This is a genomic window from Pseudomonas sp. R3-57, assembly GCF_051132065.1.
Taxonomy (GTDB): Bacteria; Pseudomonadota; Gammaproteobacteria; order Pseudomonadales; family Pseudomonadaceae; genus Aquipseudomonas.
Genome location: NZ_CP071655.1, coordinates 1,247,203 through 1,268,054, shown reverse-complemented (window position 1 = coordinate 1,268,054; position 20,852 = coordinate 1,247,203). Strand labels below are relative to the sequence as shown.

The window sequence follows — 20,852 nt, the reverse complement described above, 5'->3', positions numbered from 1 at the left end:
CGATTCAAGAAGCCGAACGCGCCGAGCCCCGCGCTACCTCGGTCGGCTGCAACTTGAACACGTAAAACAACACCGTCAGCAACACCAAAAACGCTGGCCCCACATACAGCGCCACGCGCGTATCCGGGAAGTACGCCATCAGGCCGACTACCAGCACCAGGAACGCCAGCGCAAAGTAAGAGCTGACCGGGTACAGCCACATCCTGTACTTGAGGCCGGCACGTTCGCTGGCGCTCAGGCCTTTGCGGAATTTCAGCTGGGCCAGCAGGATCATTACCCAAGTCCAGATCGCACCGAAGGTGGCAATCGAAGTGACCCAGACGAAGACTTTCTCCGGCACCAGATAGTTGAGCATCACGCCCAGCAGCAACACCGCAATCGACAGCAGCAGCGCACGGCGTGGTACGCCATTGTTCGATGTCCTGGCGAAACCGGCCGGGGCCTGGCCGTTCTGCGCCAGGCTGTAGAGCATGCGCCCGGTGCTGAAGATGCCGCCGTTGCACGATGACAGCGCGGCGGTGATCACCACGAAGTTGATGATGCCCGCGGCGGTCTTGATGCCCAGACGCTCAAACGTCATCACGAACGGGCTGCCTTGAGTGCCGATTTCGTTCCACGGATAGATCGACAGAATCACGAACAGCGCGCCGACATAGAACAGCAGAATCCGCCAGAACACCGAGCCGATCGCATCGGGAATGGTTTTCTGCGGGTTCTTCGCTTCGCCGGCGGTGAGGCCGATCATCTCCACACCGAGGTAGGCGAACATGACCATTTGCAACGACATCAGCACACCTGTCACGCCGTTGGGCATGAAACCGCCATGGGCCCAAAGATTGGAAATCCCCAGTGCCACGCCATCGTTACCAAAGCCGAACGCGATGATGCCGACGCCGCCAATGACCATCGCAATGATCGTGACGATCTTGATCAGTGCAAACCAGAATTCGAACTCGCCGAAAGCCTTGACTGCAATCAGGTTGATCGAGCCCATGCTGATCAGCGCCGCCAGCGCCCAGATCCAGCGCGGCACATCGGGGAACCAGATGCCCATGTACACCGCCACCGCGGTGATTTCCGCCACGCAGGTCACCAGCCACAGGAACCAGTAGTTCCAGCCAGTGAGGAAACCGGCCAGCGGGCCGAGGTAGTCCTGTGCGTAACGGCTGAACGAACCGGCCACCGGGTTATGCACCGCCATCTCACCGAGGGCGCGCATGATCACCAGAATCGCCAGACCGCCAAGAATGTAGGAAAGCATGATCGCCGGGCCGGCCATTTCAATGGCCTTGGCCGAACCGAGGAACAGGCCGACGCCGATACAGGCACCGAGCGCCATCAGGCGGATATGCCGTTCGCCGAGTTCACGTTTGAGCGGACCGCCCTGAGCGGTATCGCCGTGCGGCAGAGGATTGCCAACTGGCATAGGGGTACAACCTCGTCTTGTTATTGGATAAGACCACCGGGTTTCGAAGCGTCGGCCGATAGGCCTAGGCTGGGCAGGAAACCGCGTCGGCTTCGTGGGCAGACGCGTCTTGCAGGGCAACCTGAAAGATCAGCGGGACGTCAGTATAAAAACCTTGCTGCAGGTCTTTTCACTCTTAAAAACATGGGATTCAGCGAGAATTGTCGCGTTAAGCCGCCAGGCCGGTCCGATCAACTGGCCGTGTAGGAAAACTCACCAATCTCTAACGGCGCCGAGTATTGCACGGCAATGGTGCATCGTCATGCCCGAATGTCGTCGTCAGGTGTGCGCTGACCGCTCTATTGCGGTGCTCTTGCTTCTACGGCGACGCCGCCGCTGCATCGCCCCGTGACGCAGGCAAGCCGCGGGCAAACTTGCGCGCCATGGCAGTCAAAAGGCGACAGCGCTTTATAGAGAAATCGGCGCCCACCACCACCCGCGACATTTTCTTCGCCAGCGCCAACCACCGTCTAAGCTTCAGACAAGTCCGATCAATCTGCGTGTATGGATCAATCGACTATGGGCGCTTTATGGCAAACCGATTCGAGTAAAACCGTGGTTCCGACTGAACGTATGGATGAAGCGCCTGTACCTGAAAAACCCCGTCGCAATCGGCATGGGTGGAAGGCTTTCTGGTTGTTGCTGCTGATCATCGCGATCGTGGTGGGGCTGGCCGCGTCCAAAGAAATGCGCACCTCGCGCTTTCAGTCGCGCGAACTCAGCCAATACGCCGCCTCGCTGACTTACAAATTGGAACCAGGGCCGAGCGAGGCGATCCGTTATCCGGGCAACGGGCCGTTCGACCTGCGCCTGGGGTACAGCTCGCTGGATGAATTCCTGCCGCGTTTGCTCAAGCGCAATTACGTGATTACCGAACAGACGCGGTTTTCCCCGGCGCTGCTCAGCTACACCGACAAAGGCCTGTTCGTGCCCTATTCGGAAAAGATTCAGGCCGGCTTGTCGATCACCGATTGCCGCGCCGCGCCGCTGTACCGCTACAACTATCCACAACAGCTCTATGCCGATTTCGCGGCGATCCCGCCGGTGGTGGTCAACAGCCTGCTGTTCATCGAAAACCGTTTTCTGCTCGACCCGAAACAACCGCTGGCCAACCCGGCCGTGGACTGGCCGCGTTTCGGCATGGCCGCGTGGTCGCAGGTGGCGAAGCTGTTGCGCCTGCCGGGGCAATCGGCCGGTGGCAGCACATTGGCGACGCAACTGGAAAAGTACCGGCACTCGCCTGAAGGCCTTACCGCGTCAGGCGCCGAGAAACTCCGGCAGATGTTTTCCGCCAGCGTGCGCGCTTATCAAGACGGGCCGCAGACCCTGGGGGCACGGCAGAACATCGTGCGTGATTACCTCAACAGTGTGCCGCTGTCGGCGGTGCCGGGGCACGGTGAAGTGCATGGCATGGCTGAAGGCTTGCGGGTCTGGTACGGCAGTGATTTTGCCAAAGCCAACGAGCAACTGAACAGCCCGGCCACCGACCCGCAGACCATGGCTGCCAAAGGCCTGGCCCTGCGTGAAATGCTCTCGTTGATGATCGCCCAGCGCCGCCCTTCGTATTACCTGACCAAGGGCCGCGAGGATCTCGCCAGCCTGACCGACAGCCACCTGCGCCTGCTCAAACAGAACGGCGTGATCGACAGCGCACTCGCCGATGCCGCGCTGGCGAGCATCGTGTCGTACCGCGACTGGCAGACCCAACCGACGATTCAGCCGATCGAAACCAACAAGGGCATCAGTGCCGCCCGCAGTCGGCTGGCGAGCATGCTCAACCGGCCGTTGTACGACCTTGACCGCCTCGACCTGTCCGCCACCAGCACCTTGCAGGGCGACCTGCAAACCCAGGCCACGGCGTACCTGAAAAAACTCGCCGACCCGGCCTATGCCGCCGAAATCGGCTTGCTCGGCGAACGCCTGCTGACGCCGACCAGCACCACTCAGGTGCGCTACAGCTTCACCCTGTTCGAACTGACTGCGGACGGTTCCCGCGTACGGGTGCAGACCGACAGCACCGACCAGCCGTTCGACATCAACGAAGGCAGCAAACTGGAACTCGGCTCGACGGCTAAAATGCGCGTGCTCACTACTTACCTACAAATCATCGCCGAGCTGCACGACAAGTACGCCGCGATGAGCGCAGCCGAGCTGAAGAAGGTCGAGGTTGCCGATCAGGATCGCCTGAGTCAGTGGGTCATCGATTACCTGCTGCAGAACAAGGACCACGACCTGTCGAAACTGCTCGGCGCCGCGCTGGATCGCAAATATTCGGCCAGCCCCGGTGAGGCGTTTTTCACCGGCGGGGGTTTACATACGTTCCACAACTTTCGCAAAGAGGACAACGGCCGCCTGCCGACCCTGCGCGATTCACTTCGCGAATCGATCAACCTACCGTTCATTCGGCTGATGCGCGACATCGTCCGTTACACCACCTATTCCGGGCCGAACGCCGAACTGCTCAAGGATGACCGCGACCCGCGTCGCCAGGAATACCTGGCCAGTTTCGCTGATCGTGAAGGCACTTCATTCCTGCTCAAGTTCTGGAAGAAATACCGGAACAAAGACACCCAGGCGCGTCTCGACACCTTCCTCGACAGCATGCGCCCGACGCCGATCCGCATGGCCGCTGTGCATCGCTATCTGCTGCCCGAAGCCAGTCAGGAAGATTTCAACCGCTTCGTGCGCTCGCACCTCAAGGGCACCAAGCTCAATGAAAAATTGACCGACGACCGCTTGATCCGCCTCTACGATGCCTATGGACCCGGCAGTTACGACCTGCCCGACCAAGGCTTCATCGCCAAGGTTCACCCGTTGGATCTGTGGATGATCGGCTATCTGCTGCACCACCCGGACGCGACGTTCAGCGAGATCGTCAAGGCCAGCCATTTCGAGCGCCAGGAAGTCTACAGCTGGCTGTTCAAGAGCCGGCACAAGGGCGCCCGCGACAGCCGCATCCGCACCATGCTGGAAATCGAAGCGTTTCTGGATATTCACCAGCGCTGGCAAAAAGTCGGCTATCCGTTCGACCACCTGGTGCCGTCACTGGCCACTGCCATCGGCAGTTCCGGCGACCGCCCCGCCGCCCTCGCTGAATTGATCGGCACCATCCTCAATGACGGTGTGCGCATGCCGACGCTGCGCATCGACAGCCTGCATTTCGCTGCCGGCACGCCTTACGAGACCAAAGTGGTCAACGACCCGCATGTCGGTAAACGGGTGATGCCCGTTGAGGTTGCCAGAGCCATGCGCGAGGCGCTGTCGCAGGTGGTCGATGCCGGTACGGCAAAACGTGTTTCCGGCAGTTTCAAACTGGCCGATGGCACGCCGCTGGCCATGGGTGGCAAGACCGGTACCGGCGACAACCGCATCGCGGCCATCGGCTCGGGCGGGCGCATCATCAGTTCAAAGTCGATCAACCGCACCGCGACCTTCGTGTTCTACATCGGCGACCACCATTTCGGCACCCTGACCGCGTTCGTTCCGGGGCGCTCGGCGGAGAACTTCAAGTTCACTTCGGCCCTGCCTACGCAGGTGCTCAAGGGCATGGCGCCGATTCTGACGCCGTATCTGCAACCGGGCAGCGACTCGCAATGCCAGCCGACGCAGACCGCGAGCGTCGCCCTCAACGACACGTCTCGTCCTGCTGCGATGTAAAGAAATCGTGTCGGAAGGCTCGGCATCAGGGTGAGTTTTTCCCCGGCGGCGGGTGGTACCCGGATATTTTTCACATTCGAATTTTCGTCGGGTCAGTCACCCGCACCACCGCTTGCCACCCAATCTTTGAACTTTTGTTTTGCCCCGCCGTGAGTAGGCTGATCACTCCCCAACAATCAAGGATGATTGGCCATGTCTCCCGCTCCCCTGCCTGCCGAACAACCAGAAAAAGGCCGGCATTACGAATTCATCAAGTCTGCCGTTGACAACAGTTTCAAGAACGCGACCGTCAGCCGCGCCCGCACCTTGGCCGACGTGTCCCTCAAGCCCCAGGCCTGGTTCTCCTCGGCGCCCGCTGCCTGGCTGAAAAAACTCGCTGCGGCCAACCTCAAGGCGTGGAATTCTCAGAACAAGGTCGATCATCTGCTGGCGAAAACCGACCTGTATGCCTTCGCCGAACCGTTGCTAAAGGCAAAAATCAAAGCGCATCATGGCATCGAACCGGACGTCAAAAGCACGTATCTGCGCCTTTATCTGCCCGCCGAAACGCCTTGGTACGCGATCAATGTGTCGGAGGGCATTGTTACCCGAACGGTGTCGCTGCTGGATGCCGCGCTGCACAACTTTGCCAGCAGTGAAACGGTCGATCGCGACTCGGACTACATCAGCAAGCCCGACGAGCGCGGTCTGTTCGATATCGTGCCGATCAAAGGCGCCATGCCGATCAACGATTTCCAAAAGCTATGCCGCGAACTGGACATCGGCGCGCAGTACAAGAAGCACCTGGAGAGCTATCTGCTGCCCGGTGAACCGCTGGCCGAGAGCGTGCTGCAATACAAGGTCAGCCAAAGTCAGAAAGATGCCCTCGTCGTCGCCGCGCATCTGGCGCTGATAAAGGAGGACATCGCCTACGACGCGTACAAGATGGTTCTCAGCCTGAGCGAAAACAAACCGCTGCTGATGCTCAATGGCCGCTCGCTGGTGTGCGCCGACCTGTCGCTGCTCGACACCGCACTGACCGGGATCCTGCTGCTGACACACGCACAATCGGACAGCCGCGGCGTTCGTCGTCTGATCGTCTACGTCCCGCATGACCCCGATCACCCGCTCAAGGAATACACCTCGCTGAAAGCCTTTCGCGTGGAACTGACCCGGCAACTTCGCGAGGACCGCTTCAGCGAGGCAACGCAACAGACCTACCGGCAGTTCTTCAGCCAGTTCGTCGATCAGCAGCAACGCGGGCATTTTTTCGCCGAACTCGAACAGCGCCTGTTCATCACCCGCTATCACCCGCCTGCCGATGCGACCGACCAGCGCCCGGCGTGGCGCAAAGATGCCGTAGACAACCCCGACCTGCGATTCAAGCGGCTGAGAGTGCCCGGCGAATACTGGCGCCATGCCTATCAGCAAAAGCTCAACAAGATTCTCAATGACGCTCGGGAAATCGCCGTCTCCACCGCCGACACCGACGGCAAGGCGCGCTGGGCCTGGTGGGACAACTTCAAGAAGATCCTCTCCGACATTTTCAATGTCGCCCTGTTGATCGCCGCACCGTTCGTGCCGGGGCTGGGTGAGCTGATGATGGTCTATACCGCTTATCAACTGACCACCGACGTCATCGAAGGCATTGTCGATCTGGCTGAAGGTCTGTGGCAGGAAGCTGGAGAGCATGTCATCAGTGTGGTCACCAACCTGATTGAACTGGCCGCGTTCGGCGCGGGTGCGGAAATCGCCGGGGCGTTCAAGGTCAAGTTGTCGCCATTGGTGGAGGGCATGAAGCCGGTGCGATTGCCGGATGGCAAAGCATCGCTGTGGCACCCCGATCTTGGCCCCTATGAACAAAAGAACCTGCAACTCGATATCGCCTCCAAACCCGACGCCCATGGCCTGCACGATAACGGCCGCGAACGCCTGCTGCCGCTCGATGGCAAGCTCTACAGCGTGGAGAAGGCCTCGTCGCGTCCCGAGGTGAAAACCTGGCGGGCCAAGCATCCCGAGCGTGCCAATGCCTACAAGCCAGTGCTGGAACACAACGAGCACGGTGCGTGGCGGCATGAGGCGGAGAACCCGGCAGACTGGGATGACCACGCACTGATGCCGCGCCTGGGTCATCGGGCCGAGCGCTTCTCGCCCACGCAACTGGAGCAGATCCGCATCAGCAGCGGCACCGGCCACCATCACCTGCGCCGGATGCACAGCGACAGCAGCCCGCCGCCGCCGTTGCTGACCGACAGTCTGACCCGTTTTGCAGCCTACGATGATGCGCAGCTCGCCAGCGCCAACATCCGCGCCGGCAAGCCGATTGCAGCCGAGTCGGACTGGTTCGAACCGATCGCCACCAGCCTGCCGGGCTGGCCATATGAACGCGCGTTGAAGGTTGAGTATGACCATCTCGACGGTTATTCCCGCCAGTACGGTAACCCGATGGCCAGCGCTGCCGACACGCTGACTACTACCCAGGCAGAGCTCAACGCCGGACAGTTGCCGGAGCGCCTGCTGACCTTTCTTGACGAGGGGCAAATGCGCACGCTATTGGGCCGTGACGTGCCCGCCGCCGAACGGCTGCAAGCACTGCGCAACAAGCTCGCCGATGCCGTCGACAAACGCCGCGAGGACGTGTCGCAGCGTCTTTATCAAGCGGCCGATCGCACCAGCAAGGCTGACCTGCAGGTGGTGCGCAAGACCTTCCCCGAACTGCCGTTGCCGCTGGGTGAAAAACTGCTCGGCCAGGCCAGCGCCGCTGAAATGCAACGCACCCTGAACGAACAGCGCTTGCCGTTGCGTCTGAAAAATCAGGCGCGAGAGCTGAATTTCGAAGCCAGAAGCAGCCGTGCCTACGAGGGTTTCTATCGCGACCATCAACTGAGCGCCGACAGCGAACGCCTCGCGCTGGGAGCCTTGCGCCTGCACACCGACACCTTCGCCGACCTGCGCATCGAGGTGCGCGACGGCACCTTCGACGGCCCCTTGCGTTGCAGCAGCGGACCGGACAACGCGAAAACGCTCAGACGCCTGATCAGAACCGAACACGGCCGCTACGAAGTGTTCGACGCCAACGCCCGTTCGCTGCATCCCGCCGCCGAGTTTCATGATGCGATCTTGCGTGCCCTGCCTGACGAAACACTCACCAACATCGGCTATCGGCGCGGCCAGGGCGCTGCGCTGAAGGTCTGGCTGATGGAGCTCGCAGCAGCCCCCGCCGAGCGCCGCACTGTTCTCGCAGAACCGCCGATTCGCCCGGTGGCGAGCGTCGAAACCGAAACACTGCTGGGCTTGCCGAGGTTTCTGCGCCGCGCGACCGCCGAGGAAAGGATCCGCAATCTGTATCCAGCGATGACGGAAAGAGAAGCCAGCACATTTCTTGAAGCACTGACGCGCAAGGGCGAGCCGAAAGACGCCATAGCGCGGCTCGAGCAGGAACGCAAGGATCTGCAAAACGAGTTAACAGACTGGCGCAGCAGTTATACAGAGGTCGATCCGGAAACCGGTTATCCGGGCTTGTCCTCGGACTACCTGCACAAGGGCGGCGATTTCATCGAGAAGCGCCTGATCGAGTGCTTCGAGCGGCGCAGTGAAATGTTCGGCGAGCGCAGCGCCCATCCCGATCAAGGCTTCACCCTGGATTTGTCTTCCGACCTGATGCGCCATGATCTGGAGCGCTGGTGGTGGGCCTTGCTCAAGCGGCCGAAAATGAAGGCGTACTTCGATCGCATCACCGCACTGAAACTGGACAGAGCGCGTCTTCCGCCCGATCCGAGTGCGATGCTGAGCAGCTTGCCCAATCTGCGCCAACTGAGCGCTCGGCAGTGTGAGTTGCAGGCGCTCCCGGACATCATCGGGCTGATGCGTCCTTTGCAGGACCTGGATCTGGCCGATAACAGAATCAAACTGACGCCCGAATCGCGGCAACAGCTTGGCAAGCTGGAACAGCTGCGCACGCTGAATCTGAACGGCAATCCGCTGGACCTGCCACCGGATGTCGGCGCGATGAACCACTTGACCGAACTGAGCCTGGCCAACACCCGTATCGAGAGCTGGCCCGAAGGTCTGTTCAGGGTTGGTGCGGTAGACAAGCAACGACCGCAAAGCTTCATGCTGGATATGCGCGCCGCGCCGATCAAGACATTGCCCGAAGTCACGTCCGGCTCGACGCAGGCGCGCATCCTCAGTCGGGCGCGGTTCGATACTTCGCGGCTGTCCGTTGAGGACCGCGTTCGCCTTGGCGGCTATCGCGAATCTGTCGGCCTGGGGTTTGTGCAGGATTATTTCCCCGCAGCCGATGACGAGATTCGCCACTGGCAATCGTTTCCCCAACAATCCGACACGTTCAGCCCGTCAGCATCCTTTAACAAGTACCGCGAAGAGTCCTGGCACGACCTGATGGCAGAACCGGGCAGCGCCGGTTTTTTCAGCGTGATTCGCAAGCTTAGAGAAAGCGCCGATTACCATACAGACGATGGCCGCAAGCGATTGACCCAACGCGTCTGGGAAATGGTCGATGCCGTGGCGCTGGACGCGAAGCTTCGCGAGACGCTGTTCCAGCAGATCGTCACGCCCCAGGACTGCGGCGATCTTGGCGCGCAGCTGTTCAATTCGCTGGGCATGAAAGTGCTGGTGTCCAAGGCCTATGCCGAGTCGGTCACCCCCGAGGAGCTGGAACCGCGCCTGGTGCGTCTGGCGCGCAGTGCGGCCCGACTGGAACGGCTGAACGATATTGCCAAAGAAGAATACAGCCGGCAGGAACAGCAGAACCTGATTACCCCGAACGATCCGGCTACCCCGCCGCCCGATGAAGTGGAAATCCATCTGGCGTACGAGACCGGACTTGCCGGGCGACTGGATCTGCCCTGGCAATCCGAAGGCATGCTCTACCAAACGCGCTCAGGCGTGGACCAAAGGAAAATCGACGCGGCCTACGAGCGCATCCTCAACTTTGAAAAAGGCGACGGGTTGCTGAGCAAGATGGTCAATCCGGGCAGCGATGCATTCTGGGAGCGTCATCTGCGCAACGCCTGGCCGCAACGCTACGCAGACAAAGACGCACTCACCCTGGAAAAATTCGACCTGCTCGATGAGCTGCGCACGACGCAGAACCGATGGGCCGCCGAGACCGATGTGAAGAAGTTGACGCCGCTTGGAAAGACATTGACGACACTGGCCGATCAACTGGGGATTGATCAGCGTGACGTCTTCAGCGGTGAAGCCATGAGCAAGGCCCGTTACGACAAATACCGTGACGACATCGGTTACGCGCACAACGATTTGTCGCGGCAACTGACCCGTGAAGCTCTGGTGCGAGCCGGCCTCTGAGCCTCGCACGGAAGCGGCCCCATTGAGGGGCCGTGGACGCTAGCCAACCTCTGAATCCCAGATCACCGTGACATTGCCCGAATAACTTCGGGCAGTGCCGGGTTTGATCATTTCATCCACATCATCGCGGGCCACTTCAAAATGCAGGGTGCCGACTTTGCGATCCAGGTAGAACCCTGGCTGAAGTAACTCGGTGCCACTGCCGTCGCGCAACAAGCGGCGACGATTGACCGGCTGCCCGGCGCCATCCGTCAGTCCGTTGGGCAGTGTGACGCTGGTTTCCAGCGCAACCGTGTGGCCGGCATTCGGCTCCCACAGCCCACAGTTGTTGCCACTGTGGTACTGGCATTGCAGGTTCATCTTGAAGCGGCTCGAGGCCGAGATATTGAACGTCTGGTCACGCATCAGCCGGGTTGGCTTGCGGCCCTCGTTCAGCCACGACTGCCAGCCGCCCACGGGCTCCAGCACCACGCGGTTGCCGCCGGGAGGAATATCGACCTTCATGGTGTGCGTGACCCTCAAATTGAAATTGAGGGTCAGAATCGAGTCGTTCGGGATCATCACATCGCCCATGTCGAAATCCATGTTCGGACCGACGGTGTAGGTAATGGCACCGGTGTAGTCGCCAGCATCCATTTTCAGCGGATCCGGCGTGCGCAGTTCGTAGGCAAAGACGAAATATTGATAGTTCATGCCAAGCGGGATATCGAACAGAGCTTTCTTGGCGCAGACCCCCGCCCCTTCCGGAACTCTCCAGAAGCTGTTGTAACCATGATGTCCCGCTGTAACGGTACCGACACCCAGACACGGTGACGGAGCGTAGAACCAGGCGCCGCCCTCCCACAAGTCATCCCACCAGCCGCCTCCGGTCAGCTCGACGACCGACAACGGGAAGCCCGCCTCGTGACCAACACCGGCGATTCTCACCTCGACAACGTGGCTATCACCGGCAGCGTTGGTCACCGAAACAGTCCTCCAGTCGGACGGCACTTTGGCCATGCCACCCTGGCGCGGATCGGCGTGGTTGGCCTGAATCGGTGCATTGGCGGCGAACGGAATTTGCGCGATCAGGCTGAACAGCCCCAAAGACTCGCACGTTGCCGGTACCTGACGGCAGAACCCCTGGGATGGGGTCTGATTCTTGAACTGATTTTTTTGCGGATTGGCAAAGTCCGGCTCGAAGGTGGCATCAATGTTGTGCACTTCGGCCACTGCCGCAGCGCTGAACAACGTCAACAGCAATCCGATCCATGGGCGGATGCCCGGGGCGCTAGAAAAAATCATGGGTGGTCTCCAGAAAATACTTCGATACCAGCATTGCGCGAGCCATCTCACTCGCCAGGCGCTCGGGCACTGAACAGCAACAGCACGTTGCCGGCGTAATCCCCGGGGCGGTAGCCGCCCTCCGGGCTGATCGGGTCGATCTGCAACAGCACCCGTGTCCCCGCAGCGGCCTCGGCCTGCGACACCACCTCGCGCGACGCCATCTCGGCGCTCAGCTCCACCTTGTTAAAGGTCACGCGCAGACTGATATCGTCCGCCGGCCGACCGTTCGAAAGGTAGGGTGCGGATTCCAGCCGCGCTTCAATCGCACTGGTGTCGTGACGCACATCAAAGTACTTGCGCACACTGCTCAGGCTTGAGGTCGAGTGATTCCAGTCGAGCCGCTGCGGTCGGTGAATCCAGTCCGGCACCGCGGGAATGATGTAGAACGAACGGTTTGGCACTTCCACTGTCACTTCGAACGTGTGTGCTTCCCGAGCCGCCCAGGCCGCATCGCTGGCCAGGGCCGCCGCGGCTATCAGCGCGACGACGGTGCATTGCTTGATCATGTTGGTTACCCGTTGCGTCAATGAAAAGCAGACCTAGCGGCTGCTGACCGTCAGGTTCTTCTTCTCGCTGCCTTCGATCAGGAAGAAGCGGTACCCACGGCCCTTCTCCTTGTCGAAAGCGAACGTCTTGCCCGCCAGCACATGGTGTTTGGTGGTCACACCGCAGTCGGTTTCGTCGCTCAACGAGCAGTCTCTGAACTCGTCGACAATCACCACGGTGTTGCCGTCGTTGCGCAGTTCGTAGCGGCTGTCGGTTTCATTGATCGTCGTGGCAAACCGTGTTTCCCTGGGCCGTACGAAGAACACCGTGCCGAAACCGGTCATCACATTGACCCCGGCCGTCAGTGCTTTTTTGTAGTCTTCCCGTTCTTCCTGGCTGACAGCGAACTCGTCTTCCATTTCCGGCACCACCGGCACGAAGCGCACGCGGAAGTAACGCTCGCGATCGCGTTCGCCCATGTACAGCAAGCGGGTGCCCTGCATGCCCTCGGCCGGGACGATCAGCCGCGCCGGGCTGGCCATCAGGCCGTTGCGCGAAGCGCCGTCGGCAGCGTTCTCAACCGGGATTTCCTTCGGCGTGCCGTCGGCATCGTAGACAATCTCCAGAACGTTTACCTTGACGAACGCGGTGGCATCGCCGCTGTTGAACACCCGTTTCAGATAGGTGCTCTTGTCGCCATCCATATAGTCGTACACCGTACCGACATTGATCTGCGGCCCGGCGTGCGCCGTCAGGCAAAACACGCTGAGCACGCCCAGCAAAAAACCACGGTTCATCACTTAACTCCATGAAAAAAAGGAACAAGGCGCCGGCGCGCACGTTCATGTCGGCTTCCCGGATAACGCTGATATTGCTGCTGCGCGTGTCGCCCAAATGTGGACCTGGTCATCGGTTCAGCCCGCCTTCTGCGCGGTGACACCGACGTCGGCCACGGTGTCTGGCGTGCAGCGCAGATCGCCTATCATCAGGACGTTGTTTTCACTGCGGTACTGGTTGGCATCGAGGCGGAACTGACACAGCAAGCGATTATCGCGACGGATTTCGAGGGTCGGCGAACCGGCGTTCATCTCCATTGAAAAGAACCCGTCGACCTCGGTGACGCCACGGCTGGCATGGTTGATCACATGATGGCCCTTGAGCGGCCGCCCTGCTTCATCGATCAGGCGACCGAGCACCGTCAGGGTTTTCATCACACGGATCTTGCGGTACTCCACCCCGCCCTTGTTCAGGTGATAGCGAGTGCGCGCCGGCTCGATCGTCGCTGCGGGCACGTTATTGCCCTCGAAGTCGAAGCTCACGGAGCTGTTCTGATAGGCCGTGATCGGGATGAAATTGCGCCCCGGCTTCAAGGCAGCGCTGCTCCCGCTATAGTCGTCGGCACGCAGGACGATGTCGTCGATGTCCGATTCGACATCGACGATCATCCCGGCGCCGCGCACTTCGCTGTGATTGGTCATGAGCATCTGCTCGCCACCGACGACCAGCGTGCTGTCGAGGTTGAGGCCGCCGGTGAAATTGCCGTTGTACGAGGAGCGCTGGACAAACGCGTCGCCGTTGACCGCATCGGTGCGGAAGTTGGTCAGGCCGGACATGCCCAGGCCATAGGTGTCGGTGAGCGCGGTGAGCGACACGTTTTGCAGGACGTGATCCTTGAAGTCCCGGCGCCAGCCGAGCGAGGCGTGGTTGTCGCGCTGACCATCGCGGGCGGTGCGCGAGCCGATACTGCCGGTAATCTGCTGGCCGGGCGCACCGAGCGCGAGGTTGATGCTCAGGTCGACGCCACGATTGCGCGCATCGCCACTGCTGTAGCTGCCCGGTCGATCGAAGATCGACAAGCGCCAACTGGCGTCACTGCCCAGCAGCGTGGTGCGCTGGGTCCAGCCGAGGTCGACACCGAAGCCTTCGACGTTACCCTCGCTGTGCGCGACTCGGGCATTCACCGAGCTCTTGCTGCTGACGCGATGGTTGAGCGCCAGCGAGGAATTGCTGGTCTGGCCGACGAACACATTGCGCGGGCGGATACGCGTGCCATCTGGCAAGGTGTCGTAGGTGTTGGTGGTGTCGAGCCAGCTGCGGTTGTGGCTGACGACAATGCTGCCGGCGCCGTAGTTGTACAGGCTCTGCAGATCGAGTCCGGTGCCGTAATCCTCTGTCTTGTAGACGTTGGCGTAGAGGCTGACGTGATTGGCCAGCGTCCAGTCAATGGACGTGCCGTACTGCAGCTTTTCGCGGATCTGCCGCGCCGATGCGCCGACAATCACTCGCGGATGCAGCAAGTAGTTCACTGCCGCGCCGGCGGTCGGGCTGCCGCTCGATTGCGTGTCCCAGTTGCTCAGCAGTTTGCTTTCTTCACCGGCGAACAGGTTGTAGCGCCAGCGCTCGTCGAGGTTGCGCCAGTTGCTCGGCTTGTACACCAGCTCCTGAGTGGTGGAGGTGATCTGGCCGTCTTCGATCAGGCGCACTTCCACTTCGTAAATCCCGCCGGGCAATGGCCGGGTATCAAGGGTCTGCAACCCGGCTGGCACCGATTGCGTATTGATCAGCAAGCCGTCGCGCCAGATCTCTACCGAGCCCTGACGATTGGCGGTGACATAGATTGGGTACACGCTGGGCATCGGGCTGTTGATGGCCAGGCTGTCGGAGCTGCCGTACATGACGCCGACAGCGGTGTCGGGGCTGGTGCCGAACGTGCGCGGTTGGCGCGTCAGCCCTTCGGAATTGGGGGTGAAATAGCCCAGACGGACAAAACTGCCTTGCAGTTCGCGTTGGGTGTGCAACTCGTGGACGGCGTGATAGAGCTTGTCGTCCGGGCCACCGAGACGGGCCATTTGCAGGTTGAGGGTCTGGCTCCAGTTGCCCAGGCTGGCGCTGGCCTCAAGGCCGAAACGCCCACCGAGGTCCTGATCCTGACCACCGTTGAGGTTGAGCTGGTTACGCACCATCAGGCCGCTGCTGCCGCCGCTGGGTTGCTCGTAATAGCGCTTGGCCTCAACGTCGCGTTCGGCATTTTCGGTGACGATCGAAACCAGCGAATTTTCCAGGTTGTAGTGCACCGCCAGAAACTGATCCGGGCAGGAACCGCTGCACCCACCCAAGGGCACGCCGGGCTTGAGATAACTGGCCCACTTTTCCCGCTCGGACGGGCCGAAACGGTTTTCACTGGTGTCGGTGAATTCGAGAAGGGTGATGCGATCATCGCGGGACAACACCACCATGGCTTCGCCCAACGGCTGCTGGTCGACTTCTACCCGCACCGCCAGCGGCACATCAAAGAAATGCTCCTCGAAATCCGCTGGCAAGCCTTTGGCCTGCGCCAGCAGACTGCGTGGCGTGGTACCGGCGGTGTTGGATGCGACGGCTGCGCTGGCACAAAACAACAGCGCAAGCGCAGCCGCGATGGGGGTCATCGGGAACATGAACTCGTACTCTGGTTTACTGACAATGAAAGTCCGGCGGGGCACACATCGCTGCCTGCCCCGTCGGTTGACGCCACGCGTGAAAGCGAGCGCTATGAACCTGATCAGTCGATCAGTTGCCGCCGACCGGTGGCACAGCGTCGAAGATCATTGCCACGGAACCTGTGTAATCGCCCGGCTGGAAGTTGCTGCCCTTGGCAGAAATTTTCAGCGGTGCACGGTAGTTGACGTCAGACTCGGCTTCACCAACGACCATTTGCGGGGTCAGGGTCAGTTCCTTGTTGTTAAGCATGACCTGCAGGTCGATCGAGGTACTGCCGGACACCAGTTTTGGTGCACTTTCGAGGCTGGCGTGTACCGAACCGTTGTTGTTACGTACGTCGAAGAAACCATTGACGTCGGCCATTTTGCCGGTGGTCGGCTGGTAGCTCATGTCCTGGTCCTTGTTGACCAGATCCGGGTCGGTTGGCACGACGTAGAAACCGTTGGTCGGCACATGCGCGACAAGGCTGATCGAGTGCGACGCTTCGCCGGCAGCGAATGCACCGGTAGAAGTCATTGCCAGAAGAGCCAGTGGAGCGGCGATTGCGAGTTTCTTGAACATCGTTATGTACCTGTTTGCTTGATAGGGGGATGAACATTGAAAGTTCAAGCAGACACTGCCCGAGTCGTCGCCCGAGTTAAGCCAGATCAACTTGAACTTTCAATGTGCGGCCATCATCGGCTGTTAGCTCTGGAATGTAAGCAGGCAACTTCCGACAACCTCGTAGTTAAACAACCCTATGACCTGCAAGAAAAAACAGCTAAATAGCGATATTCGAAACAGTAACTGTAAGCGATGCCCTACAGACAGTTTTAGTTAAAAAAACATACAGCAACTTCGCCCCGCCCCGGCAGTAACTTCGCAACTTTAGAACTTATACTCTACAGCAACTAGAGCGATGACTTTAACCTTGAGGTCATTGCTTGTGGATTCGTCATGAGCATTCCCGGGCTTGCATTTCCCTGGCCCCTGCCGCTCGTCAGCCGCGCACACCGAGCGAAAAAAACGTCTTGCGTGGCGCTTAAGATATATCTTAAGTTGTATCTAAACACGACGAGAGAAGACAGAAATGAAAGACCATCATTCCCCTCACCGCGAACACGGTGACCCCCGCGACGGCTTCGACCGCCGCCCCGGCCGCGAACGCGGTGGTCGCGGCCCGCGGGTATTCGCCCCCGGTGACCTGAAATTGCTGCTGCTGGCGCTGGTCGCCGAACAGCCGTGTCACGGCTATGACCTGATCCGCCAGATCGAAAGCATGTTCGACGGCGCCTACAGCCCGAGCCCCGGAGTGATCTACCCGACCCTGACCTTTCTCGAAGAAAGCGAACTGATCAGCGGCGACGCCGAGGGCGGCAAGAAACGCTACAGCGTCACCGACGCCGGTCGTGTCTCGCTTGAGGAACAAGCGGTGGCGCTGGACGGCGTGCGCATGCGCATCGAGGTCAGCAAACGCTCGCTGCGCGGTCACGACCGGCCGCCGGAAATCCACGAGGCGGTGCACAACCTGCGCCACGCTCTGCAAATGCACCACGGACGCTGGAGCGCGGAAGAAATCCTGCGTGTGCGCGACCTGCTTAACAACACTGCCAAAGCCATCGTCGACGGCCCCGCCGCTCGACCTGCCCCGGAGACTGCCGAATGACCGCCGTCGATACCCAGACCATCCACCGCGTCATGCATGAAATCAAACGTCGCAAACTGCAAGTGTTGCGCGTGGTCGACCTGACGCCGCGCATGCGCCGCATCACCCTCGGCGGGCCGGAGCTGGCCGGATTCATCAGCCTGGGCACGGACGATCACGTCAAATTGCTGTTCCCGCAGAACGCCGAACAGGCTGCTGCACTGGAAACCATGGTGCTCGGCGCCGGTAAGGATGAAGGTCCAAAGCCTGAAATGCGCGACTACACTCCGCGCCGCTACGACCTGGACAAAATGGAGCTGGACATCGATTTCGTCCTGCACGGCGACGGCCCTGCGTCGACCTGGGCCGAGCAGGCGCAACCCGGCCAGTATCTGCACATCGGCGGCCCGCGTGGCTCGATGATCGTCCCGGACATATTCGATAGCTACCTGCTGATCGGCGACGAAACCGCCCTGCCCGCCATCGCGCGCCGCCTCGAAGGCCTGGCGGCCAATCGCAAGGCCCTGGTGGTGGTCGAAGTGGAAAACGGCGCCGAGCAGCAACGGCTGGAAAGCGCCGCGCAGGTCAATGTGATCTGGGTCTTGCGCGAGGGCGGCAAGGACAACCTGCTGACCACCGTCAAACAACTGCAGGTGCCCAAGGGCAATCTGTATGCGTGGGTCGCGACCGAAACGAAAGTCTCACGGCAGATTCGCCGGGTGCTGATCGATGAGCACGGGCTCGATGAGGAGTTCATCAAGGCTGCAGGCTACTGGCGCGCCGAGGGCTCTGACGAGGAATGATATTCCCCTGACCCGCATCCCCTTGTAGGAGTGAGCCTGCTCGCGATAGCGGTCTGACATTGAGTATTTATGTTGACTGACACACCGCCATCGCGAGCAGGCTCACTCCGACATTGAACGTCGTCGATCCAGACCAATCACCAGCAGGCCCACCACCACAAACCCCACCAAGATCCCCCCGGCATTGATAAACACCTGTGGATAACCCAGCACCGCGACATCGATGAACGGATACGCATACGCGCCAAGCAGATGCCCGCGCAGCAAGGCGTAGACGAAATACACCAACGGATAGATCAGCCACAGCGGCAGATGCCACAGGCGTAACGTGCCTTTGGGGACGCAGCACCACCAATAGCCGAGAAACAGCAGCGGCATCACGTCGTGGAGCAATTCGTCCGCAATGAATTGCCAGCCTTCGGGGTGCCACAAATGCCGCAGCAGAATGCTGTAAGCAAGGCCGACCACGGTGATGCTCACCGCCACCCCGCTGCTCACCCACGGCTGCAGGAACCAGCGCCGCACTGCCGATTCGCGCTGAGCGACAGCGCAAGTCAGCACCGTAGCCACCAGCGTGTTGGTCAATACCGTGAAGTAGCTGAAGAAGCTCACCAGCCCGCCGAGCAGGCCGGCGCCTACGCTCAAGCGCGCAAAGAAAATCAGGTACAACTGAATGGCCAATCCGGCCCAGCCCAAAACGGCGGCGCAGGTGATCAGGCGCTGGCGCCAGATTGCGTCCATCTCAAAGCGGTCGCTTGGTGCGCATCAGCTTGATGTAAAGCCGCTCGACTTTCTCCCGCGCCCACGGCGTCTTGCGCAGGAAGGTCAGGCTCGACTTGATGCTCGGATCGCTCTTGAAGCAACGGATATCGATGCGCTCGGCCAGCCCCGACCATTCATAGTGGGTCACCAGTGCATTGAGGATCTGTTCAAGGGTCACGCCGTGCAGCGGATCAGGGGTTGGTTCGTTCATGCCAGGCCTTCGAGCGAAGTGAAAATGCGTAAAGCCGCGCACCTTAGCCGAGGGGGGGGATCGGGTGAAAGGCCTGACTGTAAATGTAGGTCAACCCGAGAACATCGCAGGCCGGCAAGCGAGCGACAATGCGCCCGTTTGCCGCACTGTTACCGAATCCGAAACGCTGCATGTCTGCAAAAGCCCTTTCTCAATTTGTTACAGATCATTATCCTGCCGCCCTTCCGCTGAATCGCTTCACTGCCTGCGTCATATTGAAGCGCCGAAATTGCACTCTCAAAACATCAAAAAAAGACTTATCCATGGCTGATTTTTCCTTCTCCCGAGACAGCGCTATCTCCACCCTGCGCATCCTTGGCGGCTGCACTGCGCTGGGCCTCGCCACGTGCGCCCAGGCGGCGCCCGCGTTCGACAGTGACTCACCGTACATGCTCGGTGACTGGAACGGCACGCGGACTGAACTCGCGGAAAAAGGCTACGACTTCAAACTCGATTACACCGGCGAAATGGGCAGCAACCTGCACGGCGGCTATGACCATGACCGTACCGCGCGTTACAGCGACCAGTTCGGCCTCGGCACGCACCTGGACCTGCAGAAGATCCTCGGTTGGGACGACGCCGAGTTTCAGCTGACCATCACCAAGCGCAGCGGCAACAACATCAGCAACGACCGCATCAACGATCCACGGGTCGGTGGTTTCACCTCTGCCCAGGAAGTCTGGGGCCGCGGCCAGACCACCCGGCTGACACAGATGTGGTATCAGCAGAAATTCTTCGACCAGAAGCTCGACATCAAGGTCGGCCGTTTCGGCGAAGGCGAAGACTTCAACAGCTTCCCCTGCGACTTCCAGAACCTGGCGTTCTGCGGCTCGCAGGTCGGCAACTGGGTCGGCGGCATCTGGTACAACTGGCCGGTCAGCCAGTGGGCGCTGCGGGTCAAATATCACCTGACGCCGGAGCTGTACGCCCAGGTCGGCGCCTACGAGCAGAACCCGTCGAACCTCGATCGCGGCAATGGCTTCAAGCTCAGCGGCAGCGGTACCCAAGGGGCGATCCTGCCGATCGAACTGGTGTGGACGCCGAAGCTCAACGGTCTGCCCGGTGAATATCGTGCCGGTTACTACTACAGCAACGCCAAGGCTTCGGACGTTTACAAAGACCAGAACGACCGGCCTGCCGCCCTCAGCGGCGCAGCCTACCGCAGCGCGTCGAGCAAACACGGCGTGTGGCTGGGCCTTCAGCAGCAGATCACCAGCGTGGCCAGCGATAACAGCCGTGGCCTGAGCGTGTTCGCCAACGCAACAATGCACGACAAGAAAACCAATGCGATCGACAACTACGTGCAGGCCGGCCTCACCTATAAAGGCCCATTCGACGCGCGCGCCAGGGACGATATCGGTTTCGCCCTGGCCCGTGTGCACGTCAACCCGGCCTATCGCAAGAACGCCGAAGCGAGCAACCGCGCCAACGCCGTGTATGACTACGACGATCCGTCCTTTCTGCCGCCACAGGACACCGAATACAGCGCCGAGCTGTACTACGGCGTGCACGTGACGAACTGGCTGACCGTACGCCCGAACCTGCAATACATCCGCCACCCCGGTGGCGTGAACGACGTCGACGACGCCCTGATCGGCGGGATCAAGATCCAGTCGTCGTTCTAAAGAATACGCAACCTCCTGTAGGAGTGAGCCTGCTCGCGATAGCGGTGTTCAAGGCGACCTCTCC

Annotated in this window: 13 protein-coding genes; 5 read left to right on the top strand and 8 right to left on the bottom strand. The window is 60.5% G+C overall.

Annotated elements, in window-relative coordinates:
• Positions 1 to 4: 4 nt before the first annotated feature.
• A complete protein-coding gene (locus tag J3P93_RS05870) occupies positions 5 to 1,426 on the bottom strand; it encodes an amino acid permease (protein WP_434595783.1) in 1,422 nt (473 codons plus the stop codon).
• Between the two features lie 558 nt (positions 1,427 to 1,984).
• Here J3P93_RS05870 and J3P93_RS05865 point away from each other — a divergent pair.
• Together J3P93_RS05865 and J3P93_RS05860 are read left to right on the top strand one after the other, a co-directional pair.
• The gene (locus tag J3P93_RS05865; protein WP_434595781.1) at positions 1,985 to 5,122 is read left to right on the top strand and encodes a transglycosylase domain-containing protein; all 3,138 of its coding nucleotides are present in this window, start codon (positions 1,985 to 1,987) and stop codon (positions 5,120 to 5,122) included.
• A gap of 192 nt (positions 5,123 to 5,314) precedes the next feature.
• Positions 5,315 to 10,432 (top strand): dermonecrotic toxin domain-containing protein, encoded by a 5,118-nt coding sequence (locus tag J3P93_RS05860; protein WP_434595779.1) that lies wholly within the window; start codon positions 5,315 to 5,317, stop codon positions 10,430 to 10,432.
• A 39-nt stretch (positions 10,433 to 10,471) separates the two neighbouring features.
• Here J3P93_RS05860 and J3P93_RS05855 read toward each other — a convergent pair whose 3' ends face one another.
• The 5 genes from J3P93_RS05855 to J3P93_RS05835 all read right to left on the bottom strand — a co-directional run bounded on the left by J3P93_RS05855 (position 10,472) and on the right by J3P93_RS05835 (position 16,285).
• Positions 10,472 to 11,716, bottom strand: a complete 1,245-nt coding sequence (locus tag J3P93_RS05855; RefSeq protein ID WP_434595777.1) for a hypothetical protein — start codon at positions 11,714 to 11,716, stop codon at positions 10,472 to 10,474.
• Between the two features lie 47 nt (positions 11,717 to 11,763).
• Positions 11,764 to 12,264: a CS1 type fimbrial major subunit gene (locus tag J3P93_RS05850; protein WP_434595775.1), complete on the bottom strand. Its 501-nt coding sequence runs from the start codon at positions 12,262 to 12,264 to the stop codon at positions 11,764 to 11,766.
• A gap of 33 nt (positions 12,265 to 12,297) precedes the next feature.
• Positions 12,298 to 13,041, bottom strand: a complete 744-nt coding sequence (locus J3P93_RS05845) for a molecular chaperone (protein WP_434595773.1) — start codon at positions 13,039 to 13,041, stop codon at positions 12,298 to 12,300.
• A gap of 117 nt (positions 13,042 to 13,158) precedes the next feature.
• Complete coding sequence (locus tag J3P93_RS05840) at positions 13,159 to 15,681, bottom strand: TcfC E-set like domain-containing protein (protein WP_434595771.1); 2,523 nt, start codon at positions 15,679 to 15,681, stop codon at positions 13,159 to 13,161.
• A gap of 112 nt (positions 15,682 to 15,793) precedes the next feature.
• Complete coding sequence (locus J3P93_RS05835; protein ID WP_093098665.1) at positions 15,794 to 16,285, bottom strand: CS1 type fimbrial major subunit; 492 nt, start codon at positions 16,283 to 16,285, stop codon at positions 15,794 to 15,796.
• 508 nt (positions 16,286 to 16,793) lie between these two features.
• Between J3P93_RS05835 and J3P93_RS05830 the strand changes: the two genes are divergently transcribed.
• The gene (locus J3P93_RS05830; RefSeq protein ID WP_434595768.1) at positions 16,794 to 17,369 is read left to right on the top strand and encodes a PadR family transcriptional regulator; all 576 of its coding nucleotides are present in this window, start codon (positions 16,794 to 16,796) and stop codon (positions 17,367 to 17,369) included.
• On the top strand, positions 17,366 to 18,151 hold the full coding sequence (locus J3P93_RS05825; RefSeq protein WP_434595766.1) for a siderophore-interacting protein: 786 nt from the start codon (positions 17,366 to 17,368) through the stop codon (positions 18,149 to 18,151). Before J3P93_RS05830 ends, J3P93_RS05825 begins: the two co-directional genes overlap by 4 nt.
• Before the next feature lie 102 nt (positions 18,152 to 18,253).
• Here the strand turns inward: J3P93_RS05825 and J3P93_RS05820 are convergent, their stop codons facing one another.
• The gene (locus J3P93_RS05820; RefSeq protein ID WP_434595764.1) at positions 18,254 to 18,892 is read right to left on the bottom strand and encodes a Pr6Pr family membrane protein; all 639 of its coding nucleotides are present in this window, start codon (positions 18,890 to 18,892) and stop codon (positions 18,254 to 18,256) included.
• Between the two features lies 1 nt (position 18,893).
• Complete coding sequence (locus J3P93_RS05815) at positions 18,894 to 19,124, bottom strand: VF530 family DNA-binding protein (RefSeq protein ID WP_203419364.1); 231 nt, start codon at positions 19,122 to 19,124, stop codon at positions 18,894 to 18,896.
• Between the two features lie 302 nt (positions 19,125 to 19,426).
• Here J3P93_RS05815 and J3P93_RS05810 point away from each other — a divergent pair, with 302 nt between their 5' ends.
• Positions 19,427 to 20,788 carry a carbohydrate porin gene (locus J3P93_RS05810; protein ID WP_434595762.1) on the top strand — a complete coding sequence of 454 codons (1,362 nt, stop codon included), beginning with the start codon at positions 19,427 to 19,429 and terminating at the stop codon, positions 20,786 to 20,788.
• Positions 20,789 to 20,852: the final 64 nt, after the last annotated feature.